The sequence below is a fragment of the Paracoccus methylarcula genome, from assembly GCF_003007735.2.
Classification (GTDB): Bacteria; Pseudomonadota; Alphaproteobacteria; order Rhodobacterales; family Rhodobacteraceae; genus Paracoccus; species Paracoccus methylarcula.
In genome coordinates this window covers 263,624-288,859 of the sequence record NZ_PXNQ02000005.1, presented here as the reverse complement: position 1 = coordinate 288,859, position 25,236 = coordinate 263,624, and the positions used below count along the sequence as shown (strand labels likewise).

The following is a 25,236-nucleotide window of genomic DNA, read 5'->3' as shown; positions in this document are numbered from 1 at the left end:
TCCTCGTAACTGGTTACCACGATCTTAGAAGCCGCGGGCCGCATGGCAATGATAATCCCCGGTAGCGCCGCCGTGCCGTTGCGGCACTTGCGCCGCAGGGGCAATCGCCGCAATAAATACGGATGAGCCAACCCCATCACACCCGCCTGAAACTGCGCCTGGAATTCGACGCGCCTCTGACGCTCGGCCCCGGCAAGGCCCGGTTGCTGGAACTGATCGAGACACTGGGATCGATTTCGGCAGCGGGACGCGAGATGGGGATGAGCTACAAGCGCGCCTGGTCCCTGATCGAAGAGATGAACGCCGCCTTCGCCCTGCCGGTGGTGGAGAGCAGCCGGGGAGGCCCCGGCGGCGGCGGCGCGCTGCTGACCGATACGGGACGGGAAGTGCTGGTCCGCTTCAGAAGGCTGGAAGCGGTTCTGTTGAGCGAAGGCGCAGAGGAGATCGCGGGATTGCAGCGGCTGATCCCCGATCGGTGAGCAGGGAATCAGCCCGACATCTCCACCAGCCATTCCCTGAATGCTCGCTGCCCCGATGTCTCGGGACTGGATTGCAGCCGGGTCAGCCAATAGCCCCCGGCATCCACCTGCTCGGCGAATGGCTGGGCAAGGCGGCCCAAAGCCACCCAGTTGCGGAACAGGATAAGCGGAAGCAGCCCGGCCCCATGCCCCCGCGCCGCCATTTCCGCGATGGCAAGCGAATTGTCGAAGACGGCCCGCGCAGCGGAGGACAGGACATTCCTTGCGCGGTGAACCACTGCTCCCATTCCGCGGCACGATATGATCGCAGCAACGGCGCACGCGCCAGATCCTCGGCCGATGCCAGCCGCGCCGCCCAGGCCGGGCTGCACAGCACGGTCATCGGTGCCGGCATAAGGGGAATTGCTTCGGTTGCGTGCCAGCTTCCGCTGCCGAAACGAATGGCCAGATCCAACCCCTCCCCGGCAATATCGACGCGGTTGTTATTGGCATGGATCCGCAGATCGACCGAAGGATGCCGGGCGCGAAATTCCGGCAACCGGGGCATCAGCCACTCGGTCGCGAAACTGCCCACCACGCCCAGGTTGACGGTCTCGCGGCTCTCGCCGCTGACCACGATGTCGAGCGCATCCGACATGCCGTCGAAAGCCCGCGTCAACACAGGCACCAGCGACGCGCCCTCGTCGGTCAGCACCAGCCCTCGCGGCACCCGCCGGAACAGGGTCACGCCCAGGCGTTCCTCCAACCCCCGGATCTGGTGGCTGAGCGCGGCCTGCGTCACGCATAGCTCGATGGCCGCTCGGGTCAGGTTCAAATGCCGCGCTGCCGCCTCGAAGGCGCGAAGGGCGTTCAGGGGAAGCTGTGGACGGTCCATGACAATGGATTAGTTTTTCTAATCTCGAAAGTGAAGTATCGTCGTTTGTGATTTGCACCCTTGGTGAGTTATTCAAATTTCAGCGGGATGCAGGCTCGCAGGACTTTCAGAAACAGGACAAAGCATGAAGTGGAGTTATGGATGCGCAGGCATATGCCTGAGCGCAATGACTGCCTTCGCGCCATTGCAGGCGCGGGCGGTGATGGAGGCGGACTTCCGTAGCATCGCGGCAGAAATCTTTGCGCCGGTCATGGCGGATTACGACATTCCAGGGCTGGCCGTCGGGGTGACACTGAACGGACAGCACTATGTCTTTACGGCAGGCATGGCCAATCGCGAGACGGGAACGCCCGTGGACAAGGACACGATCTTCGAGCTGGGCTCGATCAGCAAGACATTCAACGTCACGCTGGCCGCATTGGCCGAACAGCGCGGAATGATGTCACTGGACGACAGGGTCTCGGCGCATCTGCCGGAACTGGCAGGCAGCGCCTTCGACCGGATCAACCTGATGGATCTGGCGACGCACCAGACCAGCGGCCTGCCACTGCAGGTGCCGGACGAGCTGGACAATGACGCCGAACTGATGCGCTGGCTGGCCGAGTGGCACCCCGATCCCGTGCCCGGGCATGAAAGGTCCTATTCGAATATCAGCATCGGTCTTTTGGGGCGCATCACCGCCAAGGCCATGGGACAGGATTACAGCGATGCCCTGCAAGGCGAACTGTTTCCCATGCTGGGGCTGGACAACACATATATCCAGGTCCCGGCCGAGGCAGAGAACCGCTATGCCTATGGCTATTCCCGCGAGGACGATCAGCCCATCAGGGTCAATCCGGGCATGCTGGATGCCGAGCCTATGGCGTCAAATCCAGCCTCTCGGACATGCTGCGTTTCATGGATGCCAATCTGGGACAGGCTGATATCCCCGGCGAATTGCGTGCCGCCATCGAAACAACCCATGGAGGGCGAACCCAGACTGACCATTTCACCCAGGCCATGATCTGGGAGCGTTATCCATGGCCTGCGGATCATGCGCAGCTTTTGGCCGGCAGCGATTCCTCAATGGTGCTGGAAAGCCAGCCTGCGCAGATTCTGGAAACGGCAGTGACGGAACGCCGGGGCGTGATGCTTGGCAAGACCGGCGCGACCAATGGTTTCAGCGGTTACGTGGCGCTTGTCCCGGAACATGATCTAGGGATCGTGGTGCTCGCCAATCGCAACTATCCGCTGAATGCCCGCGTCGATACCAGCCTGTCATTGATCGAGCAACTGCTGGATCTGGAAACATCCCCCGCCACGGAGACAACGAAATGAAAACGAACAGTATTCGGATTGCGGCGGTGGCATTGACCGGCCTGCTCTGGCTGCAACCCGCATCGGCGCAGGATGCCGTCACCGATCGCGTCATCGAGGCCGAACAGAAACTGCGGGCCCGTGTCGGCTATAGCATGCTGGACCTGACCTCGGGCGAAACCGCCGGCTATCGTTCTGACGAGCGCTTCCCGATGCTCAGCACGTTCAAGGTACCGCTTTGCGCCGCAGTGCTTGCCCGCGTCGATGCCGGAGAAGAGGATCTGGACCGGCGCATCACCTATTCCAGCGCCGATCTGGTTGAATACTCGCCCGTGACCGAACAGCATGTCGAAAGCGGCATGACCCTGTCCGATCTTTGCGAGGCCGCCATCACGATGAGCGACAATACCGCCGCCAATCTCTTGCTGGAATCGGTCGGCGGGCCTGAAGGATTGACGGCATTCCTGCGCGCGACCGGAGACGGGATCAGCCGATTGGACCGTTGGGAAACCGAGTTGAACGAAGCCCTGCCCGACGATCCGCGCGACACCACCACGCCGCAGGCGATGGTCGCGACCCTGGATAGGCTCCTGTTTGGCGGGATCCTGTCGGAATCGGCGCGCAAGACCCTGGTCACATGGATGGAGAACAATCTCGTCGCCGATGACCTGATCCGCGCCTCGCTCCCCCAAGGCTGGTATATCGCCGACAAGAGCGGCGCTGGCGCACGAGGTTCAAGAGCCATCACCGGAGTGCTGGGTCCGGAAGGCAGACCCGAGCGGATCGTCGCCATCTACATGACGGAAACCCCGGCCTCCATCGAGACCCGGAATGCCGAGATCGCCGCCATCGCCAAGGTCATCGTCGCAGACTGGAACGCGAAGGAATAGCAGAGCGGGAACGCCACAGGGTGCCGCGGCAAACAGTCGATTCCCGCGCCCCTTCTTCTTCATGCAAGTATCCCGGGGGTCCGGGGGCGGAGCCCCCGGCCATCGCGGGACGCAAAGCCCGCATACCCGCCAATCTACCGATACATCAAATTCGGCAGGAAGGTCACCAACCCCGGAAACAGCGTAAACAGCACAATCGCGGCAAGCAGGATAAGCAGGAAGGGCAGCGTGTCCCGGGCGACTTCCCCGATCCCCTTGCCGGTCATGGATTTCAGCACGATCAGGTTGAAGCCGACCGGCGGGGTGATCTGCGCGCATTCGATCACGATCACCGCGAAGATCCCGAACCAGATCAGGTCGATCCCTGCGGCATCCACCATCGGCAGAACCACCGAGCTCGACAGAACCAGGATCGAGATCCCCTCAAGGAAGCAACCGAGGATCAGGAAGAACAGCGTCAGCACCGCGATCAGCATCATCGGCGACAGGTTCAGGCTTTCAACCCATGTCGCCACCATCCGGGGAATATCGGCGAATCCGACGGCGATGGACAGGCAGGCCGCGCAGGCGATGATGAAAGAGATCATGCAAGAGATACGCGTGGCCGCCAGAAGGCTCTCCATGAACATGTGACGGCTCATCGTGCCGTTCAGAAAGGACAGCAGGAACGCCCCCATGATGCCGATCGAGGCGGCTTCGGTCGGCGTGGCCAGGCCTCGATAAATCGAGCCGATGATCGCCACGATCAGCGCTACCACCGGGACCAGATCCCTCGATGCCTTCAGCTTTTGCAGGAACGGAACGCGCTCGGGGCTTTCACCGCGCCGTTCGGGGTTCAGGATCGACCACAAGGCGATATAGCCCGAGAACAGCAGGATCAACACCAGCCCCGGGACGATCCCGGCCACGAACAGGCGCGCCACGGATTGCTGCGCGACCACGCCATAGACGATCATGATGATCGATGGCGGGATCAGCAGACCAAAGGTCCCTGCCCCCGCCAGTGAACCGACCATCATGCGCGGATCGTAATTGCGCTTGCGCAGTTCCGGCACGGTCATCCGCCCGACCGTGGCGCAGGTAACGGCCGATGACCCGGAAACGGCGGCCATCACCCCGCAGCCGACGACATTGACATGCAGCAATCCTCCGGGAAGCCTGCCGACCCAGGGGGACAGCCCACGGAACAGGTTGGCCGACAGGCCCGAGCGCATCAGGATCTCGCCCATCCAGATGAACAGCGGAAGCGCGGTCAGCGCCCAGTTCCAGCTTGCGTCCCACATGGTCGAGGCAAGGATCGGCCCCGCCTCGACCGGCGTGAAGAAGAAGAACATCACCAGCGATACGGCCAGCAGCGAGAGCGCGATCCAGACACCGGAGCCAAGGAAGACAAGAAGACTCAGTAGAAGGGCGGTGACAGAGACGGTTACACTGTCCATGAGGCTTACTCCGCCGTGCTGTCGATATTGGTTTCGTAATCGGCAGCCCGCCCGGACAGGACCAGCCCCGCCTGTTCGATGATCCCGATGCACATCACACCCAGCCCGAAGGCCACGGCGCTTTGCGGAATCCAGAGCGGGATCGCCATCATGCCGGGGCTCAGCTCTCCGAAGCGATAGGTTTCCAGTGTGAACAGCGTCATGTGATAGGCCGCATAGCCGGTAATGAGGATACCAATGGCGCAGCACCATATTTCGAAACCGCGGCTGATCCCGCCCGAGAACAGTTGCGGGACGATCCCGACCCGCACATGCCCGCCATTCACGAAAGTATAGGCCAGCGCCAGAAAAGTGGATGCCGCCAGACAGAAACCGGACAGTTCGGTCGTCTCGACCGCCCGCCCCATCTGCCGCGCAACGATCTGCCATAACGTCGCCACCGCGATCGCGGCCAGGAAGAAACCCGCAGCATAGCCGCAGAACAGGTAAAGCCTGTGAGCGATAGCCCTGAACATGAACACCTCCAATCTAGCAAAAGAGGTGGCCGGTCATTTACCGGCCGCCTCAGGGGACGGGTTCACTCCTTGGAGGCCAGGTAGTTGTCCAGCACCTCGACCTCTTCGGGCGACGCGCTCTCTTTCCATTCAGCGGTCATCTGCTCGCCGATCTCTGCCAGCCTGGCCTGGAGTTCGGGAGAGGCGTCCGTCGTCGTCATGCCGTTTTCCTGCAACTCCTTCAGCCGCGCTTCGCCTGCTTCCTGACTCAGCTTCCATGCCGTTTCGGTCGCCTTTTCCCCGGCAGCGATCACCGCTTCCTGCATCTCGGGGTCAAGCAGCGACAGGGCGCGCTCGTTGATGATGATGGCGTTCTTGTTATGCATCGAGCCGCTATAGGTGAAATGCGACGCGTAATCCCATGCCTGGATATCCACCCCCGTCTGCGCCGAGGTGAACAGTGCCTCGATCAGCCCGGTCGAGAAGGCCTGCGGCACCTCGGCAAAGGGCAGGATCGTCGCCTGGAAACCCAGTAATTCGCCCATGCGCTGCGTCGCGGGGGAATATATGCGCAGTTTCACGTCCTGGAATTCAGAACCGTCGGTGACCTCGAACTTGGTGTAGAAACCCTGCCCCGGCCAGGGCATATAGCTGAGAACACGCATACCGGCATCGGCGAATGTCTTGTCGAACCACGGTTTCTGCGCGTCCATCAACAGGCGTGCCTCGTCGTAATCGCTGGCCACGTTCGGCACGCTGTCCAGCGTATACATGGGGTTTTCATTGCCATAGACGCCGAAACGGATCTCGCCCAACTGCACCTGCCCGGACTGCACTGCGCGGCGGATGGCGTCCAGCTTGATCAATTCGCCATTGGGCCGCAGGTCGATCTGAACCTCGCCATCCGTCGCGGTTTCGACCTCTTCGATGAATTGACGGATGGTCTGGGTGAAGAAGCTGTCCTCGGGATAGCCCGAAGCCATCACCCATTTCGTCTCGGCGCTGGCTGCGGAGGCAAGGCAGATGGCGGCGGCGGTCATTCCCAGTTTCGCGAAGGCGTTCATTTTACACTCCATGGTTGGACTCGATTTTCTTGATTATTGCCCACCCCGGGAAATCTGTCGCGGGACGGGATAGGTTCGGGCGCGGCGATAACCGCAACCATAGGCAGCAGCCCCTTTCCACGGATAGAGAGGCGGGCGATGCCGGTATTCGGGAGCCAGTGTACTCACTGCCCCTGTCGCCGCAACCAACAAGGTGCCAACGGTTTCAGACTTCAGACGCCGCGCTTGTTGCCCCAGACCAGCACATGAAGCTGCGGCAGGACGCGGGGGGCGAACCAGCCGTCACCCGTGACTTTCTCGATCAGCCACAGCAGCCGGTCGGTGCAGGCTTGCAGATCGACGGGTCGATCCGGATCGACCTCCGGGTTGCCGGGCTGGAGATAGAGCGGCAGGTCGGGAAACTTCCCGGCAACCGCTCTGGCCCACAGGTAATCCTCGTCATCGAAGATCACGATCTTCATCATGACATTCGGGCAGGCCTCGGCAGCAGTCAGGCAACGCCCGAAACCCGCCCAATCCACGCTTTCACCGCTCGAAGGCGGCTTGGGGCTAAGAACCAGCGTGTCGAGTGCAGAAAACCATGGCCGGGCGATCGAGCCCTGGGTTTCGCAGGCGAAACGGTATCCTTCCGCCTTGCCCATCGCGATCACCGGGGCGAAATCCTGGATCGCCGGATTGCCGCCCGAGATGGATATGGTGAGCGGACGTCCGCCCGACAGCCGGCGCACCTCTTGCCAGATCGCCTCGGGCGTCATCACCATCCAGTCATGGCGATAGCTGCTGTCCACGGCATGCAGCGAGTCGCACCAGGAGCAGCGGTAATCGCAACCGCCTGCCCGGATGAACACCGTCGGCTCTCCGATCAGCGCACCCTCGCCCTGGATCGTGGGTCCGAAGATCTCGGCGATGCGCAGCGTCATGGCCGGTACTCGGCCCAGGTCTTCGGCGTCTCGGACACGCGCACGGCTGCGGTTTCCGGCCAGCGCGCCTTGCACCAGTCAAAGAAATGCTTCGCGAGATTCTCGGCAGTCGAAGGGCCGTCGATGATGTCGTTGAGATGCCGGTGATCGAAATTTTCATCGATATAGGCCTTGAGCAACCCAAGCTCGTGATAATCCCGGACGAAACCCGCAGCGTTCAGCTCCTGCGCGGCCAGTTCGACAATGACGACATAGTTATGCCCATGCAGGCGCGCGCATTGATGCTCCGGCGGCAAATGGGACAGTTGATGCGAGGCGGAAAAGTGGAATTCCTTGGCGATCCTGTACATCACGCCTCCGCCTTGCTGGCGATGGCCTCGCGCCAGAAATCCGGATCTTCGTAGACCGTCGGATCGTCGATCCCGGCAAGGTGAAAGGCTTCGCGCCGCTCGACGCAGGTGCCACAGCGCCCGCAATGATTCGCACCGCCCTTGTAACAGGACCATGTTTCCGCGAAGGGCGTGCCCGCGCGCGCGCCCTCGGTGACGATATCGGCCTTGGAGCGATGGACGAACGGGGTCAGAAGCGTCACATCCGCATAGCCGTCGAGCGCGGCGCGCTGCATCCGGTCGAAGGCCGTCGTGAATTCCGGGCGGCAATCGGGATAGATGAAGTGATCGCCGCCATGAACGGCGGTGGCCACGGCCTGGTCCCCATTTGCCGTCGCGATGCCATAGGCGATGGTCAGCATGATGGCATTGCGATTGGGGACGACGGTGATCTTCATCGTCTCCTCGGCATAATGCCCGTCGGGGACGTCGATATCCTCGGTCAACGCCGATCCGGTCAGCGCCGCACCGACCGGACGCATGTCTATGACGTGATGCGGCACGTCCAGGCGCTTGGCGCAGGCGGCAGCATAGTCCAGCTCCTTGCGGTGGCGCTGGCCGTAATCGAAAGAGACGAGACGGGAAAGCTCCCCCCGCGCCGCGATGATATGGGCGAGTGAAACGGAATCGAGCCCGCCCGAGCAGATGACAATTGTTTTCATGTTTCAGTCCTTGTTTTGATGACCGGGTAGGCTGCGACCGGTGCCGCGCTCATAGAAGAGGCGCGGGCAGAAAGCAACTTTCGAAGCGGCGGCAAGATCATTGGCGGGAAAGCGCCGGTTCGCGACCGTTGGACATGCACATCTCCGCCGGTTATGGATTTCCTGCCATTTCATTTCTCGCCCAAGGAGTATTTCGATGTCCCCGATTATCCGTTGCCTGACAACCGGCACAGCCCTTGCGGTCTTGCTGACAAGCTCGGCGATGGCAGAACCCGCACCCGCCTCGAACAGTATATTCTCTCCCTCGAATATCGCCGCAGGCTTTCTGCGCATGGCCGTATCCTATGGCCGTATGATCGCGGATATCCGTTATGACGCGTTGGAAATCGATCCGGAGCGTGGCGAACTGGTCATCCGCGAATTGACGATCGCAGGCCTTGGTCCGCATGCCAATTGCCGTGTATCATTGGGACGGATGCGCCTGTCCGGCATCTCCATCTGGGGTGCGGAAAATTCGCATACGCGGCTGGATGCGGGCGATATATCGGTGGCGAATAACTGCTTCGGCGCGAATGCGGCGATGATCGGCATGGTGACCGGGGGTGATGCCATCCCGGTCTCTGACCTCGCCGTCGACACGCGCCAATCCATGGGCCGGGGGGCGCTCATCGCGGATATCGAGATCAACAGCCCGGGCATCGCCCGGATCGAGGGAACGGCGGATTTCGACTATGTCTCGTTCTTCGCCCCCGGAATATTGCAGGAATTAGTGAAGGACGAGCAGTCCTCGTTCCTGATTGATCCCGAGATCAACGAATATCCCGGCACCGAAAGCGATGATACGGAGGAACCCACCCCCGAGATGGGCCTTCGCGGAACCCTGCGCTCGGCACATCTGTCGGTCGAGAATCTCGGTCTGTGGGAACGCATGCAGCCGATGATCCCGCCCGACATGCTGGATCCCGCGACAATCGACAATATCGTCAGTGCAGAACCCGGCACCGAGCTGCACGGCATCGAACAGGATCTCGCCGAGACCGCCAAGGCATTCATCGCGGAACCGGCACGGGTCACCGCGGAAATCCGGCCCGATCAGCCGATCGCCTTCGACAGCACCGAATGGGAGACCCCGCTGGATGCCGCGACGCTGTTCAAGCCCGGCTTCTCCAATGCCCTGCCGACCCCGCCCGTCGCGTTGATCGTCGATCCCGCAGGGGATGGCGAAGACCCGCGCGCGCTCGGCCTCGCGCTGGCGCGTGGACAAGGCGTGCCGCAGAATATCAGCCGCGCCATCGAATTGCTGACCCCGATGCAGGACGACGGAGAGGTTGCCCTGACGCTTGCGGATCTGAAAACCGCCAGCGACCCGGCTGCTGCCTATGCCCATGCACTGACGGCGGCAGAGACCGGGACCTCTGGCGCGTTGAGCATGCTGGATCGCATCGAGGCCCGGATGTCGACCGCCGATCTGCTGGCCGCGCAACCGGCCGCCGACAGCGACTTGCCGGATTCCGTCTTTGCCTCGGCCGTTGCGCTGCGTGATGCGGCATTGGCACGCGAAGAGGGTGCCGGGGCGCCTCGCAGCTATGCGCTGGCCTGGCGCCTGGCGTCATTGGCCGCTGCTGCCGGAGACAGCCCGGCACGCTCGCTCATGGCCCGGCTCGATGCGCGTTTCGGCGCGGATCCGGCCTGGATCGACATCCGTGACGAGACCGCCGATCTGGCCCTGGCGGACTGGTCCGAGCAGGATCTGGCAAACCGGCTGGCGGCACAGTGAAACAAGGGGGATGGTCGGCTGAACTCAGCCGGCCATCTCCTGCACGGTCCGGAACATGACATCGATCCCACGGGCCAGTTGATCGAAATCGGTCCATTCTTCCGGCGCGTGCGAGATGCCATTATGGCTGGGAACGAAGATCAGGCCGGTCGGAGCGAAATCGGCCATGATCATCGCGTCATGACCCGCGCCGCTGACCATTACCCGGCTTTTCAGGCCCAGATCATCCGCATGCCGCGACAACGCGCCGTGGATCTCTGAAGACAGGAGCGTTGGCTGCGCGAAAAGCTGCAATTCCACCTCGCTGGTCAAGCCGTTACCATTCACCCTTTCGACCACGGCGCGGGTCTGCGAGATCAGCTCGCGCACGACCTCTTCCTTCGGGGCCCTGATATCGACGCTGAAGGTTACCTGGTCGGGAATGACATTCGCACCGCCGGGCAGGACCTCGACCTTGCCGACGGTCAGAACGGCGTCCTGACCAATACTGCGGGCAAGATCGGGCAATTCGGACAGCACCGAGACCGCGCCGACCAGCGCGTCCCGGCGGGCATTCATCGGCGTGGTGCCCGCATGGCCCGCCTGCCCCCGGATCGTCACCTTCAGTTGCGACAACCCGACGATGCGGTCCACGATGGCGACATCCTCGCCATGTGTTTCCAGCACCGGCCCCTGTTCGATATGCAGCTCCAGAAAGGCATGGATCGCGCCGGGCGACAGCACCGCATGACCTGCATTCGCAGGATCAAGCCCATATTCGCGCATCGCCTCGGGCACGGAAATGCCGTTATCGTCGCGAAGATCGGACAGGTCATCCATATCGATCTTGCCAGTCAGGATACGCGAGCCGAACAGCCCGCCACCGAAACGCGCGCCCTCCTCTTCGATCATCGCGATGAATTCTATGGGGCGGTTGGGAACCAGCCCCTGCTCCTGGAACAGGAACGCGATCTCGATGCCCGTGATCACCCTGCGGGACCGTCGAATTTGCCGCCATTCGGCACCGAGTCGAAATGCGAGCCGACGATGATCGGGGCAAGTCCCGGATTACGTCCCTCCAACCGTCCGAAGATATTGCCGACGGCATCCTCGCGCACGATCAGCCCGGCCTTGACCATCTGATCGCACAGGTAATCACGTGCCTGGCGAAACTCCGGGCTATATGTCAGCCGTGTCGTGCCGTTGCCCGGCGTGGCCGTGAAGCGATCCAATCCCTCGATCAGATCCTGGATACGTTCGGTCCTGGCAATGCGCGTCATCAGAGCAACCCCACGAAGATTCCGGCCAACACCACCGATACCATGGTCACGGTCACGAAACCCGCAACCAGCATCGACGGCAACATATGCGCGGTCAGCACCTCGCGCTCATCCTGATCATCGGTGAGCGTGTTCACGACCTCGTTGGTAATGATGTAATCGGCCGGGAACCCGTAGAGTGCAGTCAACGCGCAAGCGAATGCCATGGCGGGAGTCTTCCCCACCAACCGACCCGCGATGAAGGCAAACACATACATCCCGAAGACACCTATCGCGATGGTGCCAACCATCGGCACTGCCAGTTCAAGCAGCATCTCGGGCGTGGCGCGCTTCAACCCGTCGAAAACAAAGACCATCAGAATCAGGATCGTGAAGCCGAAGGCATTGGCGGCACGCAGCGGCTGACGCTCCAGGAACCCCACCGACGTTGCGAGAACCCCGAAGACGAGGCAGAGTACAAAGGGGCTGATGCTGAAAACCGGCTTGACCAGCTCGGCCGCGCTCCAGGCCAGCAATGCGACGACGCCAAGGCGCAGGAACTTGAAATAATAGGTATTGTAGGCGGCCGGCATGGCCGAGAACAGCGCCGGCGGGTGATCCGCTTCGCCGCCGTGATCCATCGGTGCGGCACCCTGGACCGTCCAGTCGCCGGCGCGATAGCGCGCCAATACCCGCTTGCCTTCGCGCTTGAGCATCACGGCGGTCAGGGGGTAACCGACGAAGCCCTGCATCACATAGATCAGGATTGCCAACACCGAGAGGCTTTCCAGCCCCGCCTCGGTCGCGGCCTGCGACATGATCAGGGATGAAACGATGCCGCCCACCAATGGCGGCGTGGCGACCACGACGGTCTGATAATCCAGCACCAGCAATCCGACGGTGAACAGGATCGCCACGATCCCCGCTATCCCCGCCAAAGCCACGACCACGGTGCGCCATTGCTTCATCAGTTCCTCTACGGACAGCAATGTGCCCATATTCGTGATCAGCAGATACATCGCCAGGAACACGATGGGCGTCTGGAAACCGGCTAGTTCGACGATATCGGTGGGAAAGAAGGTCCAATATCCGAACAGGAACAGCACGGCGCAGACAAAGACCGAAGGCAGCCAGGATTTTGTCCGGGTAGAGACGACGTCGCCGATATAGAGAATGAGCGCAAGAATGGCAAAGGCCAGCAATTGTGGCATCGTTCAAAAGCCTCCGCATGGGCTGGTGGCACCGCCGGTCGTCCGGAGGCCGATCACGGGCAGATGGTCGGAAACGGGTTGCGACCGATCAGGAATGCGTGATTTTTGATCCATATGGATGTATTTTGCAATGGATAATCGCTTACCAGATACAATAACGGTATTGCTCAAGGCAGATTCGTCGAGACGTGGTGGAGGGTGTCATGGAAACCGGAACGCCTTTGGACAGACAGCGGATGCTGGACCAGACATTGTCCTCGGATCTGCGTTACCTGATGGCGGTCAGTTATGTCGTGCTGGCCAATAACCAGGTGACGAACCGCTATATCGAACGCCGATACGATATGCCGGTGCATGCCTGGTCCGCGCTTTATGCCATCGTCACCTATCCCGGTTTGCGCGCCAAGGATATCCAGCATCTCTTTCCCCGCCCCCAGAACACGATCAGCCGGGTCGTGGCGCTTCTCGAACGCCGGGGTCTTGTGCGGCAAACCGTCTCGGATCAGGACGGGCGCGCCAAAAGCCTGATGCCGACGGCGGAAGGAAAGAAACTGCTCGGCGAGATGAAGGCGAAAGCCCTTGAGCGTCAGGAAGAGATGTTCAGCGCGCTGGATGACGGGGAACGCCGGATATTCCTGAAGCTGTGCCGCAAGATCGCAGCCGGGGAGCGGCTATGCCACTCCGAGGCGATGGGCGATTCATAGGGGAACTGTCGTCAGCCCCCGGCGGTCCCGGCGCTTTTCGTTCGGACCTGCCATATCCTGCGGATGAATGCCGCCACGAAAAACGCGGTCAGGATCAGGATGATCGTGGGCGCGGGGGCGCTGTCCAGGAAGAAACTGAGATAGACGCCGCTCAGCATCGCGATCAGGCAGACCAGCACCGCAACCGCCAGCATCAGGCCAAAGCTGCGCACCAGCAGGAAGGCGATGGCGCCCGGAGCGATCAGCAGGCCGACCGCCAGGATAAGGCCGGTTGCCGAAAGCGTAGCGACTATGGTCAGCGACAGGATGGTCAGCAGCCCGTAATGCAGCACCGCCACCGGCAGCCCGGATGCCTGGGCCTGGGCAGGATCGAAGGCGTGCAGCATCAGGTCTTTCCATTTGAGCAGCAGCGCCACCGACACGGCCAGCGCGATCAGACCGGCGGTCCACAGATCCCCTGCCCCGACTCCGAGCATATTGCCGAACAGGATATGGTCGAGATGAACATCCGTGGTGATCGAGGTATAGATGACGATCCCCAGCCCGAACATGCCCGAGAACACCACCCCCATGACCGTGTCCTGCTTGACCCGGCTGTTGTTCGACAGATAGCCGGTGGCCAATGCGGTCAACATCCCGGCCCCGAAAGCTCCGAGGATCAGTGGAAATCCCGTGATATAGGCCAGCACGATGCCCGGCAGGACGGCATGGCTGACCGCGTCGCCCATCAATGCCCAGCCTTTCAGCACCAGGAAACAGGACAGCAGCGCCGTCGGCACGGCGACCATGGCGGCAATCAGGAACGCCTTCTGCATGAAGGGAAACTGAAGCGGCATCAGAAGCGTGTCGATCATGGCGCCACCTTGCCCTTGCGCAATGACGCAGCCGCCTTGGCCCTGGCAGCCAGCAATCCATGTTTCGGTGCCCAGACGAATACCGCCAGAAAGATCAGCGTCTGCAGGCATACGATGATCCCGCCCGTCGCCCCGTCGAGGAAATAGCTGAGATAGGCGCCGGTAAAGCTCGAGATCGTGCCGATGGCCACCGATACCGCGATCAGGCGCGGAAAACGGTCGCAGAGCAGATAGGCCGTGGCTCCCGGGGTCACCACCATGGCGATGACCAGGAAGGCCCCCACCGTCTGCATCGCCGCCACGACACAGGCCGACAGCAGGACGAAGAAGACCGCTTTCAGCAACCCGGGACGAAGTCCGATGGAACGTGCGTGGCTTTCATCGAAGAACACCACCATCAGGTCCTTCCATTTCAGCAGCAGAACGGCCAGCGAAACGAAACCGATGATGGCAAGCTGCAAGGTGTCCTCGGGCGTGATCGCGAGGATATTGCCCATGGTGATGGTCTGGACCGAGATGGCCATGGGATTGATCGACACCATGAACAGGCCCAGCCCGAAAAATGAGGTGAAGATCAGCCCGATCACCACATCGACCTTGAGCCCCGACCTGTCGGACAGGAACAGCATGGCCGCCGCCGCCAGTCCGCCCGACAGGAACGCCCCCAGGGCAAAGGGCAGGCCCAGCATATAGGCTCCGGCCACGCCCGGCACGACGGAATGGGACAGCGCATCCCCGATCAGCGACCAGCCCTTCAGCATCAGGTAAGACGACAGGAACGCGCAGACCCCGCCCACCAGGGCCGAAACCCACATCGCATTGGTCATGTAACCATAGGCGAAGGGTTCGAGCAGGATGCTCATTCGGACTCCTCCCGCGTATGGGTACGGTCGCCATATTGCACCAGCGGCCGCTCGTCATCCGACAGGATGGTGACGTGACGCGGATCGGCATCGTCATGCAGCGCATCACCACCCAGGGTGAAGTGGCGCAGCACCCCGCCAAAGGCCTTTTCCAGATTGTCGCGGGTAAAGGTCGTCTCGGTGGGCCCATGGGCGAGCACCGTTCCCTTGACCAGCACCACCCGGTCGCAGAATTCGGGCACCGAACCCAGGTTATGGGTGGAGACCAGCATCACCCGCCCCTCGTCACGCAATTCGCGCAGCAATCCGATGATCTGCTCTTCGGTCTTGACGTCGACACCGGTGAAGGGCTCGTCCAGCAGGATCACCTGTCCGTCCTGCGCCAGGGCACGGGCCAGGAAAACGCGCTTTTTCTGGCCACCCGACAATTCGCCGATCTGGCGGTGGCGGTAATCCTGCATGTTCACCCGGGCCAATGCGGCATCCACCGCTGCGTGATCCACCTTCGACGGGCGGCGCAGGAAACCCATATGGCCATAGCGCCCCATCATCACCACATCCTCGACAAGCACGGGAAACGACCAGTCCACCTCCTCGGCTTGCGGGACATAGGCCACCAGGTTTTGCTTCAGCGCCTGCACCACATCCATGCCAAGCAGGCTGATCTTTCCCTCGGCCACGCGAACGAAGCCCATGATGGCCTTGAAGAGCGTCGATTTCCCGGCCCCGTTCACACCCACAAGCGCGGTAACCGTCCCGCGGGGAATCTGAAAGCTCGAATGCCGCAAAGCGGTATGTCCGTTTCGGTAGATGACCGTGATGTCACGGGCGTCGATGCCACTGCCTGGATCGGCATCCGCGTCAACGGGAACGGCTTGATTGTCGCGCATCATATCAATCTTTCCGCCGGAAGGCCTGTCTTCCGGACTTAGTTCATCTTGGCTGCCAGGCCCTCGGCAATCGTCGTCGAAGTCACGTTCAGCAGTTCCAGATAGCTTGGCACGGGACCGTCAGGCTCGGAAAGGCTGTCGACATAGAGAACCCCGCCATATTGCGCCCCTGTCTCGCGTGCGACCTGCTCTGCCGGTGCGGTGTTCACCGTGCTTTCGCAGAATACCACCGGGATGTCATGTTCTCGCACCCCGTCGATCACCGCCCGCACCTGTTGCGGCGTGCCCATCTGATCGGAATTCATCGGCCAGAGATAGAGCTCCTTCATGCCGAAGTCACGGGCGAGATAGCTGAACGCCCCTTCGCAACTGACCAGCCATCGCTGAGCCTCGGGCACCTCGGAGATCCGCTGGCGCAGGGGCTCCAGCGTGGCACGCAGTTTCTGCTTGTAGCTTTCGGCATTCCTTGCGTAAGCGGCGGCATTGTCCGGATCGTGCTCCGCGAAGGCCTTTTCGATATTATCGATATATACCAGCGCGTTATCCAATCCCATCCAGGCATGGGGATTCGCCTTCCCCTCATAGGAACCGGACGAGATGGAGATCGGATCGATGCCTTCGGTCAAGGTGACCGACGGGACATCGCCCAGGTTGGACAGGAACTGTTCGAACCACAATTCGAGATTCAGCCCGTTCCACAGGATCAGATCCGCATCCTGCGCCCGGACGATATCCTGCGGTGTCGGTTCATAGCCGTGGATCTCGGCCCCCGGCTTGGTGATCGACACCACTTCGGCGGCATCTCCGGCGACATGCTGCGCCATGTCGGCGAGAATGGTGAAGGTCGTCACCACCTTCATCTTGTCATCCGCCCAAGCCGCGCCAGCCAGCAAGGCCGAAGCCGTCACCGTGGCGAGAAGCCGCCTCACCGAAGAATTCATCAGATGTCCTTTCATGGGTCGAGGGATCACCGCCATGTAAATGCAACGCATTCGCAATAGTCAAGAAGAATGCGACGCATTCGCATTTTGTTGTCCACCCGGACGGATCGGGTTAAGGAATGTATCCGGAACAGGAGAATGCGGGATGTGCGCCGATATCACCGATCTTGCCCAGGCCTTGCGCAATGCCGGTCTAAGGGCGACCCAGCAGCGGACGGTCCTGCTGTCGATCCTGATGGAATCGGCGGATCACCCCAATGCGGACGAGCTATACGCCCGCGCCAAGACAATCGATGATTCGGTTTCCCTGGCCACCGTTTATCGCACTCTGTCGGCGCTGGAAGAGGCCGGCCTGGTCCGCAAGCTCAGTTTCGAGAACGAGCCCTCGCGTTTCGAGATCACCCCCGTCGCCGAGCATGACCACCTGATCGATATCGACAGCGGAGAGGTGATCGAATTGAGCAGCGACGAGATCACCCGGCTGCGGCAGGAGATGGTCGAGCGGATGGGATATGAGATCCTGAGTCAGCACACGCTGATACGGGCGCGGAAGAAACCCGGCTAGATCGGCTTCGGTGGCAAGAAAGGGTTTTGTGTTCTGCGAAAGCCGGGATGCTTCGCCTCCGTCACCAGAGGATATTTGCATGAAGAAGGACGGGCCTTCCGTTCCTCATCTGTCACGCGGCTTCCGCAAAGCTTGACGACTCCGGGGATTCCTCAATCCGAAAGCAGCTTGGCTGCCGTGGATTCGGGCCAGTGCGCAAATGGTAGAACGGCACCCTCGCGGCGGCTTCGGCTTACTTCCGACAAGTCTATCCGGGCGAAGACCCATCCGGGCCGGTCCATCTCGCCCTCGGCTATGACCCCGGTTTCCGGCCAAAAGCCATCGGGCGGGCCATAGATCGCCGCACGGCCCCGGTTCTCGTCCACCGCCGGGCTCCAGTCGCAGGACCCGACGGTCGGGGAATGCACCACCACGCATTGACTTTCCAGCGCCCGCGCCATCGCGCCGATGCGGACACGGTGGAAACCCGCGATCGTGTCGGTGCAGCTCGGCACCAGGATCAGCTCGGCCTGCGCTTCGGCCAGAACCCGTCCCAACAGGGGAAATTCGCTGTCATAGCAGATCAGGATACCGATCCGGCCCAGGGCCGTATCGAAGATCCGCAGGCCCGAGGCACCGGTGACATTCCACTCCTCGCGCTCGAAGCGGGTCATGATCTGCTTGTCCTGGTGACCGACAAGCCCACCGGGGCCATAGAGAACCGCACGGTTCACCGGCCGTTCCCCGGTAAATACCGGCCCGGAGGCGGCTAGGATATGACAGCCATGCCGGGCCGCCAGTCTCTGATGCAACTCGCCGACTGCATCCGCATGGCGGGCAACCTCGTGCAGGGACGCTTCCAGATCGCCAGCCACCTCGCGCCCGCCAAGCGAGGCGAGTTCCATCGCGCCATATTCGGGGAAGACCAGCAGATCCGCTCCTTCGGCCTTTTCGACCCAGGATGTCAGCTTGATCTCGTATTCGGCAAAATCCTCGAACCAGTCGATCGGATAGGCGGCGGCGGCGATTTTCACAATTGCCTCATCCAGAATTGCAGCGATTTCTCGGTCTGAACCGAATCCCCGACATCTTTCCACGAAAAATGCGCGGTGACACCCGGTAACGGCGCATAGCCCCGCTTGCGCCAGAAACCGTCCAGAGGCCTATAATCGACAGGCCGTGCAGGGTGATCCACAGGGCGCATGACACTGCAAAAGGCGCAATAGCGCGCGCCCAGCCTTTGGGCATGATCCTCGCGCGCGTCGAAAAAGGCATGGCCCAGACCATGGCCGCGATATTCCGGCAGCAATACCGACTCCGCGCAATAGAAGATATCCTCCAGCGGCTCGGTGCGGTCCTTGAACGCGGCGGCGAAATCATCGGCGTGATCGGTCATCGGCGCCCCGGTCGAGGCGCCGATGATCCTGGTCCCGTCCAGGGCAGCCACGACGACGGCGCCCGGTGACTGATAGGCCCTCAGGTAGTTCCGCTCATAATCCAGATCGCCATCATAGAGATAAGGCCAGGCACGGAACACCGCGATGCGCAGACGGGCGACATCGTCCAGCGCCGCCTCAAGCGCCTCGCCGGTCAGAACCCGCGTCGTGATGCTCATGCGCTGACCTGCCGGGTCCATTCGCCAAGGTTGTAATAGGTCGTGACGCGCGAAATCCTGCCGTCGCGGATGGTAAAGAACGACCCGGCGGGCAGGCGATAGGTCTGGCCATTCGCGGGTGGCAACCCTTCGTCGGTCCTGAGATAGGTGCCGTTCACGACGAATTCCGCCGCCGCGCGATCCCCCGCGTCATTGGCGAAAATCACCATGTCGGTCAGGTTCTCGTGATAGCATTCGCTCATATGCGCATTGAATTCCGCGAACAGTTCCTTGCCCTTACGGATCTGCCCCTCATTGACATGATGCTCGACCTCATCATGCAGCAGTTCCAGCATCCGGTCGGTCCGGCCCGCGTTGAAGGCTTCGAAATAGGCCGCGATCAGCGATTTGGTGTCCATGCGAATCTCCGTGTTTTCCCGCCCGATCTAGCGTTCCCAAGCGCTCGCGTCACCTCCGCCCAAGGGACCAGAAGGCTTGAATTCTGCACGCAAGCTGTTAGCGCTACTAATAACTGCTGCGTAAAAAGGGAACGCGCTCATGAACGATCGAAACAAGCTTGGCCATCGCGAGATCACCTGTTTCAAGGCATATGACGTGCGGGGCGAGTTGGGCGTCAATCTTGACGCGGATGTCGCTTACCGGATCGGCCGGGCCTTTGCCCAAGCCCGGAACGCCAAGCGGGTCGTCGTGGGGCGAGACAGCCGCGCGAGTTCTCCGGAACTGGCCAAGGCGCTGATCAGCGGGCTGACCGATGGCGGCGCGGATGTGCTGGATATCGGGTTGGCGGGCACCGAAGAGGTGTATTTCCATACCGGCTTCCATGACACTGATGGCGGGATCGAGGTCACCGCCTCGCATAACCCGATCAATTACAACGGCATGAAGATCGTCGGGCGCGGCTCTGCCCCGCTGGATCCGGCCACCGAATTGCCGCCCATCGTCGAATTGGCGACATCGGGCGATTTTGCGCCGGCGGCGAAACAGGGAGAGGTCACCGATTTCAGCCATGCGCGGGCGGATTACGCCAAGGCAATGGCGGATTTCGTCGATATCGGCGCGCTGAAACCGATGAAAATCCTGGTCAATGCCGGGAACGGCACCGCCGGCCCGACCTTTGACGCGATAGCCGAGGAATTGCAGCGCCGGGGTGCTCCGCTGACCTTCGTGCGGTTGCATCACAATGTCGATTCCAGCTTTCCGAACGGCATTCCGAACCCGCTCCTGCCCGAAAACCAGCCGCCCACGGTTCAGGCCGTCAAGGATGAGAATGCCGATCTCGGCGTCGCTTGGGATGGCGATTTCGACCGTTGCTTCTTCTTTGACGAGAATGGCCGCTTCATCCCCGGCGAATATATCGTCGGCCTGTTGGGCGCCGCGTTCCTCGAAAAATCTCCGGGCGAGAAGGTCGTGCATGATCCCCGCGTCATCATGAACACCCGCGCCATGATCGAAGAGGCCGGTGGCGAAGCGGTCGTCAGCAAGACCGGACACGCCTTCATCAAGCGCAAGATGCGGGATGTCGGCGCGATCTATGGCGGCGAGATGTCGGCGCATCACTATTTCCGCGACTTCTATTATTGCGACAGCGGCATGATCCCCTGGCTGCTGATGGTCGAGCTTCTGGCACGCAAGGGCAAGACCTTGGCCGAATTGCTGTCGGAGCGGATGACGCTTTACCCTTCCTCGGGCGAGACGAATTACACGATCGAGGATCCCGATGCCGCGATTGCCCGCCTGATCGAACGTTACGAGGCGCAGGCCGACAGCCGGGACGACCTGGACGGCGTATCACTGAATTTCGGCAAATGGCGCTTCAACCTGCGCAAGTCGAATACCGAGCCGGTGGTTCGCCTGAATCTCGAATCCGATGGCGATGCCGCGTTGGTTGCCGAGAAACAGGCCGAACTGGCCGCATTGCTGAAGGGCTGAACCCCGTTCGCATGGGCTGCGCCAGCCATGGCGCAGCCTATTCCTTCGGAGATTTCGGAAAACCGAAGGCGACATAGTCCCGCATATAGGCCGCCCGAGCCGCCGAGATCAGGTCCTTGTCGGACAAGAACGCCGGATAGCTGCCCGGCTCCAGTTTTTCCGCCTGTGGATCGGAAATTCCGGCGGTCCGGCAAAGATAGGCGATATCCTCCTCCAGCCGGTCCTCGCGCAGGAGCATATCGGCTTGGGCAAAACGGCCGAAACCGGCAAGAACCGCCGATTGGCTGGCCCAATGCGGATGCGTCGGCAAGGTTGTCTGGCCATTCAGGTTGCGGCCCAGAAACTCCAGGAAATCTCGGAACAGGGGTATGACCTGATCATCCCCCATCTCGGCCAGCGCAGCATCCTCGGGCAGTGGCACGCGATGGGTCTCGCGCATCAATTGCCGCAATTCTGGCTTGGCCTCCGACAGCAGATGCAGGAACGCGTCCCAGGCCCGATGCAGGGGATGCCGCAGGATGGTGAAGCTGCGATGCCCGGGATGCTGCCGCTTCCACTGACGCAGGCTGCCTTGCGTATAGTCGCGCGTCACCGCACCCAGGGCCTTGAACCATTCCTGCTGGCTGATCGCCACACCGCACTTGACCGGCATATAGATCAGCCCCGCCCCTGCCTCGCTGGTTATGAAACTGGGAACGGCCGGGCCCCGGCGCGGCTCGAAATTCGGGATCTGGCTGAGCGCGAAAGGATCCAGCTTGTGCAGGTCGGCCTGCATCTCCTGGAAATTCGAGACCTTGTCCTCCATCGAGCGCGGGTTCTGCGGCACCTGGTCGCTGGCGGGATCGACCCGCTGCAAATCGGTGCGTCCCAGCCAATGCATCAGCCCGGTCATCACCTCGCTGTCCCGTAGATCACTATATCCCAGCCAGAAGCTGCTTTGGCCGCTGGTCTGGAGGCGATGCATGACGCTGAGCTGAAATTCCCGGATATCCGACAGCATCTGCCGGAACTCTTCGCCGTCATATTCGATCGATGCAGGGATCGGCGTCTCGGTCTCGTTCAGTTTCCACTGGTTGGTCTCCCATGCCAGCCGGGTCGAGACATAGCTTTCCAAGGGATTGCGGGTCAGAATGATCTTGGCGCAGCTTCGATCGTCCATGATCGCGTCGAATACCCGCGGATCGTGATCGTGGAAATAGCGGAAACCCGGCAAATGCCCCGGCTTGTCGAACAGCTTGTTCAGCAGCAGCATCGGATCGGCCTCGCGCTCTTCACGCGTGACGCCCTGCAACTCGTCCTTGTCGGGCCAGCCCATCATGTAGGGATTGAACGCCTCACCGAAGCAGGTGACCTTCTTGATGGCGTTCAGCGTCGCCTCCAGCAGGTTCGAACCGGTGCGCATCTCGGCGAAAATCACAAAACTACGGAAAGTCTCGGCCATCAAATATTGTTCCTCGCCAGAATATGAGACGCTTTCGTGATCGGCTGATCGCCGGTCAGATGAGGATGCAGCCCGGAATTGCGCAGCCGTTGCAAATGTTCCGGCAGCCCGGTCATGTCGCGCATCGGGGGCAGTTCCGTCACCGGGTTGGCATCCGGATCGATCTGACTCAAGACCTTATCCAGGATCGCCTGTGGCCGGGCAATGAAATCGTTGAACTCCCAAAGCTGCACCCGCGCTTTTACCCACACCGAATTCAGCACCTGCAACTGCTCCATTTCGGTGCGTTGCAGCATCGCGGTGATGCGGCGAACATCGTCGAAAGGCATGTCCATGTCCAGAAGGGGCAGGTTCCATGCCCCGGTGACGACAAACAGATATGCGTTCGGATCCGTTGCCATGAACCAGTTCAGCTCCTGGTTGTCGCGCGGGCTGAACTGAAATACCTGCATTCTCTCGGTCACGCGGATCAGGGCGGTCAGGAAACGCTGCGGATCGTAATCGCGCACCACGGCGCTGGACGAAAGCGCACCGGGCCCGATTTCGGGGCGTCCGGCAAACTCCACCATTTCCGGCCCCAGAAGATGACCGTGAACATCGCCCGGCATATGGTCGCGCAGCCAGTTCTCGAAATCCGGGAATATGTCCGTCATGCCCTGAAACACGGCATATGGAGCAGAGGTCTTGCCGTTTTCCGCATCCTTGCGGGGAAAACGGCTCTGCATGTAAAGCCCCGGTCTTCCCAGGATGCGCCTGCTCAGGGTGCGCGCGATCAATCTTTCGATATTGGCGGGTTGCGGCGGTGCCGGATCGGGTGTCGCGTCGGCCGGTCTTGGAAAATGTTCGAGCAATCGCGCCGCACCCGGCCAGATCTTGCGGGCGACGAAACAATTGGCTTCCTCCAATACCTGCAAATGGTCGTCATAGGCCTGGTAAGGGCGGCCCCGGTGATCGAATCGCGCGAATGTCAGCGAGCGGCTTTCGATTCCACTCGAATGGCGCCGTGCCAATGTCTGGAAATAGCTTTCATCCGGGATCCAGGTGCGGCGGAAGAAGCGGTCATATTCATCGCGGCGAGGATCGTCCAGGATCGCGCGCAAGGTCCTGGCCGTGAGACACCACCATTGCGAGCCAAGATGAGGCGTCAGGCCCCGGGGCAATTTGCGCCTGATACGCAATCTGCGCTGTATTGCGACGCAGCGATCGAACAGCTTCCGGTATTTGCGCCAATCTATCGGGAAATACAGGGTGAAACGCTCTTCGTTTAGACCGCCGATAACCCAACCGACCTCGTTCGTATCGACGCTTTCGATGAAATCGCGCCCGGGATGCGCCGCCAGGAAGGCGCTCAGGTCGGCAATCGGCCGCAGCGGCAGGCAAGACCCCGAGGCAAGATAGACATGCGTGCAATCGGGATATGCTTCGAGCAACTGGCTTGCGGCATGCTGCGTCGCCTCGATCAGGCTGAACCGGCCCCAATTGCAACGTATCCGCCGCGAGTACAGGATGCCCGGCAGATCCGACAGCTCGCGCTTCATTTTGTCCGCGGTGGCGGCGGGAACCTTGGCGTCGATATGGATCACGACCCTTGCCCCGCCATCGGCCCAGATCCGCGCCATCCGCGCAGCCATCGGCAGATTCGCGTGGCAGAGCAGCACCACGCCCAAGCGCACCTCGTCGATCATGGCCAGTTTCCGCTCGATATGAGACCGAGATCCTCGAGTTGCCGCCAATCATGATATTCACGCGACTCGCTGCACCACAGATGCGCACCCTCCTGCAACCCGGCATGATATGCGCGATATTCCTGGCTATTCGCATAATGCTGGCCACGATCCAGCTCTTCCGCGGATTTTTCTGCGAATGTGGACAGGAACTTGGCATGCAGCAGGCATCCGGACGCCATCTCGCCGCCATCCTCGTCATAGACCCAGTTCAGGGATCGCGGCAGCAGCATATGGGTCGAGCTGTAATATGCGTATCGCCTGTTCCAGTTCACCAATGGAATCTTGTTCAATGCGGGTCCCGATTTGGGATCATAGGAAAAGAAGGTTCGCGTTCTCGGGCCGCCCTGTATCCACAGATTGCCAAGATACTTGTTCTTGCGGATGGAATAATTGGCCGGGTCGAACCAGCATGCGATCTCGAACGGATTCTGCCCCTCCCGATAGACGGTCTCATCCAGCGCACCCCTGGGATACATGTCCAGCAGCATCGCCGGATATGACCGCCGACCCGAATCCTCCAGCCAATCCGTCAGCGCGGTCAACGGACGATCATCGCAATGCGGATAAACCAGGAACTCGTCGGGATCGACGGTCAGGCACCAATGCCCATGTCCGTAACGGAACAGCAGCCAGCCCAGCCAGTCCATCCCGAACCGCGACTGCTTGTATCCGGCTTTCGTCCACCACAGGGACACATCCGGCTGCTCGCACAGATATTCGGTGCTTCCATCATCGCTGTTGTTATCGACAAACAGGAAATGCCGGATACCGAGCTTGCGATAGTAGTCCAGGAAATAGGGCAACCTCACCCGTTCGTTGCGTTGGGTGACAAAGGCAAGGATGTCACGCGATGCGATCTGCCTGGTTCGATCCGTCAGCAGGGTCAGCGCGTGGCGGCGCTTGATGGCGCGCCCGATCAGCCATTGCCGTTCTATGCGGCGGCGGAGTCGGCCCGGTATTGGCAGATGTTCGAGAGTCCGCACGTTATGGTACCT

28 protein-coding genes and 1 pseudogene are annotated in these 25,236 nt (G+C 61.2%); 8 read left to right on the top strand and 21 right to left on the bottom strand.

From position 1 onward, the window contains the following. Positions 1 to 122 precede the first annotated feature (122 nt). Positions 123 to 479 (top strand): winged helix-turn-helix domain-containing protein, encoded by a 357-nt coding sequence (locus A7A09_RS10340; RefSeq protein ID WP_106691309.1) that lies wholly within the window; start codon positions 123 to 125, stop codon positions 477 to 479. An 8-nt stretch (positions 480 to 487) separates the two neighbouring features. Here the strand turns inward: A7A09_RS10340 and A7A09_RS21845 are convergent, their stop codons facing one another. Beyond that, positions 488 to 682, bottom strand: a complete 195-nt coding sequence (locus tag A7A09_RS21845) for a LysR substrate-binding domain-containing protein (protein WP_281277481.1) — start codon at positions 680 to 682, stop codon at positions 488 to 490. A 113-nt stretch (positions 683 to 795) separates the two neighbouring features. Then, positions 796 to 1,353: pseudogene (locus tag A7A09_RS21840) on the bottom strand (LysR family transcriptional regulator); the annotation flags it as partial. Positions 1,354 to 1,477: 124 nt separating this feature from the next. Here A7A09_RS21840 and A7A09_RS10330 point away from each other — a divergent pair. Genes A7A09_RS10330 through bla form a run of 3 tightly spaced genes read left to right on the top strand, consistent with a single transcriptional unit; the run spans position 1,478 to position 3,539 of the window. Further along, on the top strand, positions 1,478 to 2,356 hold the full coding sequence (locus A7A09_RS10330) for a serine hydrolase (protein ID WP_245999269.1): 879 nt from the start codon (positions 1,478 to 1,480) through the stop codon (positions 2,354 to 2,356). Further along, entirely contained in the window at positions 2,239 to 2,670 is a 432-nt protein-coding gene (locus A7A09_RS21450; RefSeq protein WP_366465806.1) for a serine hydrolase, read from the top strand. The genes A7A09_RS10330 and A7A09_RS21450 overlap by 118 nt, the downstream gene beginning before the upstream one ends. Continuing rightward, positions 2,667 to 3,539 carry a class A beta-lactamase gene (gene bla / locus A7A09_RS10325; RefSeq protein WP_106691308.1) on the top strand — a complete coding sequence of 291 codons (873 nt, stop codon included), beginning with the start codon at positions 2,667 to 2,669 and terminating at the stop codon, positions 3,537 to 3,539. The genes A7A09_RS21450 and bla overlap by 4 nt, the downstream gene beginning before the upstream one ends. A gap of 134 nt (positions 3,540 to 3,673) precedes the next feature. Here bla and A7A09_RS10320 read toward each other — a convergent pair whose 3' ends face one another. The 6 genes from A7A09_RS10320 to queC form a co-directional block, all read right to left on the bottom strand. Further along, entirely contained in the window at positions 3,674 to 4,978 is a 1,305-nt protein-coding gene (locus A7A09_RS10320; RefSeq protein WP_106691307.1) for a TRAP transporter large permease, read from the bottom strand. Positions 4,979 to 4,983: 5 nt separating this feature from the next. Beyond that, the gene (locus A7A09_RS10315) at positions 4,984 to 5,493 is read right to left on the bottom strand and encodes a TRAP transporter small permease (RefSeq protein ID WP_148043638.1); all 510 of its coding nucleotides are present in this window, start codon (positions 5,491 to 5,493) and stop codon (positions 4,984 to 4,986) included. Positions 5,494 to 5,555: 62 nt separating this feature from the next. Next, on the bottom strand, positions 5,556 to 6,536 hold the full coding sequence (locus tag A7A09_RS10310) for a TRAP transporter substrate-binding protein (protein ID WP_106691305.1): 981 nt from the start codon (positions 6,534 to 6,536) through the stop codon (positions 5,556 to 5,558). A 212-nt stretch (positions 6,537 to 6,748) separates the two neighbouring features. Continuing rightward, complete coding sequence (gene queE, locus A7A09_RS10305) at positions 6,749 to 7,456, bottom strand: 7-carboxy-7-deazaguanine synthase QueE (RefSeq protein ID WP_106691304.1); 708 nt, start codon at positions 7,454 to 7,456, stop codon at positions 6,749 to 6,751. Beyond that, on the bottom strand, positions 7,453 to 7,806 hold the full coding sequence (locus A7A09_RS10300; protein ID WP_106691303.1) for a 6-pyruvoyl trahydropterin synthase family protein: 354 nt from the start codon (positions 7,804 to 7,806) through the stop codon (positions 7,453 to 7,455). The genes queE and A7A09_RS10300 overlap by 4 nt, the downstream gene beginning before the upstream one ends. Continuing rightward, positions 7,806 to 8,507 carry a 7-cyano-7-deazaguanine synthase QueC gene (queC, locus tag A7A09_RS10295; RefSeq protein WP_106691302.1) on the bottom strand — a complete coding sequence of 234 codons (702 nt, stop codon included), beginning with the start codon at positions 8,505 to 8,507 and terminating at the stop codon, positions 7,806 to 7,808. The genes A7A09_RS10300 and queC overlap by 1 nt, the downstream gene beginning before the upstream one ends. Positions 8,508 to 8,703: 196 nt before the next feature. Between queC and A7A09_RS10290 the strand changes: the two genes are divergently transcribed. After that, positions 8,704 to 10,284, top strand: coding sequence for a hypothetical protein (locus tag A7A09_RS10290; protein ID WP_106691301.1), 1,581 nt, complete (start codon positions 8,704 to 8,706; stop codon positions 10,282 to 10,284). A 24-nt stretch (positions 10,285 to 10,308) separates the two neighbouring features. Here the strand turns inward: A7A09_RS10290 and A7A09_RS10285 are convergent, their stop codons facing one another. From A7A09_RS10285 to A7A09_RS10280, 3 genes are read right to left on the bottom strand one after another with little or no spacing between them, the layout of a single operon-like run. Then, entirely contained in the window at positions 10,309 to 11,253 is a 945-nt protein-coding gene (locus A7A09_RS10285) for a Zn-dependent hydrolase (RefSeq protein ID WP_245999266.1), read from the bottom strand. Then, the gene (locus A7A09_RS21445) at positions 11,250 to 11,543 is read right to left on the bottom strand and encodes a hypothetical protein (protein WP_245999265.1); all 294 of its coding nucleotides are present in this window, start codon (positions 11,541 to 11,543) and stop codon (positions 11,250 to 11,252) included. Before A7A09_RS21445 ends, A7A09_RS10285 begins: the two co-directional genes overlap by 4 nt. Further along, complete coding sequence (locus A7A09_RS10280; RefSeq protein ID WP_106691300.1) at positions 11,543 to 12,733, bottom strand: hypothetical protein; 1,191 nt, start codon at positions 12,731 to 12,733, stop codon at positions 11,543 to 11,545. Before A7A09_RS10280 ends, A7A09_RS21445 begins: the two co-directional genes overlap by 1 nt. 203 nt (positions 12,734 to 12,936) lie before the next feature. Here A7A09_RS10280 and A7A09_RS10275 point away from each other — a divergent pair, with 203 nt between their 5' ends. Further along, positions 12,937 to 13,437 (top strand): MarR family winged helix-turn-helix transcriptional regulator, encoded by a 501-nt coding sequence (locus A7A09_RS10275; protein ID WP_245999264.1) that lies wholly within the window; start codon positions 12,937 to 12,939, stop codon positions 13,435 to 13,437. Positions 13,438 to 13,448: 11 nt separating this feature from the next. On the opposite strand, the gene A7A09_RS10270 is transcribed toward A7A09_RS10275, so the two are convergent. From A7A09_RS10270 to A7A09_RS10255, 4 genes are read right to left on the bottom strand one after another with little or no spacing between them, the layout of a single operon-like run. Then, complete coding sequence (locus A7A09_RS10270; protein WP_106691299.1) at positions 13,449 to 14,291, bottom strand: metal ABC transporter permease; 843 nt, start codon at positions 14,289 to 14,291, stop codon at positions 13,449 to 13,451. Then, on the bottom strand, positions 14,288 to 15,154 hold the full coding sequence (locus A7A09_RS10265; RefSeq protein WP_106691298.1) for a metal ABC transporter permease: 867 nt from the start codon (positions 15,152 to 15,154) through the stop codon (positions 14,288 to 14,290). The genes A7A09_RS10270 and A7A09_RS10265 overlap by 4 nt, the downstream gene beginning before the upstream one ends. Continuing rightward, the gene (locus A7A09_RS10260) at positions 15,151 to 16,044 is read right to left on the bottom strand and encodes a manganese/iron ABC transporter ATP-binding protein (RefSeq protein ID WP_211341094.1); all 894 of its coding nucleotides are present in this window, start codon (positions 16,042 to 16,044) and stop codon (positions 15,151 to 15,153) included. The genes A7A09_RS10265 and A7A09_RS10260 overlap by 4 nt, the downstream gene beginning before the upstream one ends. A 38-nt stretch (positions 16,045 to 16,082) precedes the next feature. Beyond that, positions 16,083 to 16,985 carry a metal ABC transporter substrate-binding protein gene (locus tag A7A09_RS10255; protein ID WP_106691356.1) on the bottom strand — a complete coding sequence of 301 codons (903 nt, stop codon included), beginning with the start codon at positions 16,983 to 16,985 and terminating at the stop codon, positions 16,083 to 16,085. A gap of 145 nt (positions 16,986 to 17,130) precedes the next feature. On the opposite strand from A7A09_RS10255, the gene A7A09_RS10250 reads away from it, so the two are divergent. Continuing rightward, a complete protein-coding gene (locus A7A09_RS10250; RefSeq protein ID WP_106691296.1) occupies positions 17,131 to 17,550 on the top strand; it encodes a Fur family transcriptional regulator in 420 nt (139 codons plus the stop codon). A 152-nt stretch (positions 17,551 to 17,702) separates the two neighbouring features. Here A7A09_RS10250 and A7A09_RS10245 read toward each other — a convergent pair whose 3' ends face one another. The 3 genes from A7A09_RS10245 to A7A09_RS10235 are packed head-to-tail and all read right to left on the bottom strand — an operon-like array spanning position 17,703 to position 19,542. Continuing rightward, a complete protein-coding gene (locus A7A09_RS10245) occupies positions 17,703 to 18,563 on the bottom strand; it encodes a carbon-nitrogen hydrolase family protein (RefSeq protein ID WP_106691295.1) in 861 nt (286 codons plus the stop codon). Continuing rightward, a complete protein-coding gene (locus A7A09_RS10240; RefSeq protein WP_106691294.1) occupies positions 18,560 to 19,144 on the bottom strand; it encodes a GNAT family N-acetyltransferase in 585 nt (194 codons plus the stop codon). The genes A7A09_RS10245 and A7A09_RS10240 overlap by 4 nt, the downstream gene beginning before the upstream one ends. Beyond that, positions 19,141 to 19,542 carry a ketosteroid isomerase-related protein gene (locus A7A09_RS10235; protein ID WP_106691293.1) on the bottom strand — a complete coding sequence of 134 codons (402 nt, stop codon included), beginning with the start codon at positions 19,540 to 19,542 and terminating at the stop codon, positions 19,141 to 19,143. Before A7A09_RS10235 ends, A7A09_RS10240 begins: the two co-directional genes overlap by 4 nt. 139 nt (positions 19,543 to 19,681) lie before the next feature. On the opposite strand from A7A09_RS10235, the gene A7A09_RS10230 reads away from it, so the two are divergent. Next, entirely contained in the window at positions 19,682 to 21,073 is a 1,392-nt protein-coding gene (locus A7A09_RS10230) for a phosphohexomutase domain-containing protein (RefSeq protein ID WP_106691292.1), read from the top strand. A gap of 37 nt (positions 21,074 to 21,110) precedes the next feature. On the opposite strand, the gene A7A09_RS10225 is transcribed toward A7A09_RS10230, so the two are convergent. The 3 genes from A7A09_RS10225 to A7A09_RS10215 are packed head-to-tail and all read right to left on the bottom strand — an operon-like array spanning position 21,111 to position 25,224. Next, positions 21,111 to 22,514: a sulfotransferase family 2 domain-containing protein gene (locus tag A7A09_RS10225; protein WP_106691291.1), complete on the bottom strand. Its 1,404-nt coding sequence runs from the start codon at positions 22,512 to 22,514 to the stop codon at positions 21,111 to 21,113. After that, the gene (locus A7A09_RS10220) at positions 22,514 to 24,199 is read right to left on the bottom strand and encodes a DUF5927 domain-containing protein (RefSeq protein ID WP_106691290.1); all 1,686 of its coding nucleotides are present in this window, start codon (positions 24,197 to 24,199) and stop codon (positions 22,514 to 22,516) included. The genes A7A09_RS10225 and A7A09_RS10220 overlap by 1 nt, the downstream gene beginning before the upstream one ends. After that, positions 24,196 to 25,224: a glycosyltransferase family 2 protein gene (locus A7A09_RS10215; RefSeq protein ID WP_245999263.1), complete on the bottom strand. Its 1,029-nt coding sequence runs from the start codon at positions 25,222 to 25,224 to the stop codon at positions 24,196 to 24,198. The genes A7A09_RS10220 and A7A09_RS10215 overlap by 4 nt, the downstream gene beginning before the upstream one ends. Positions 25,225 to 25,236: the final 12 nt, after the last annotated feature.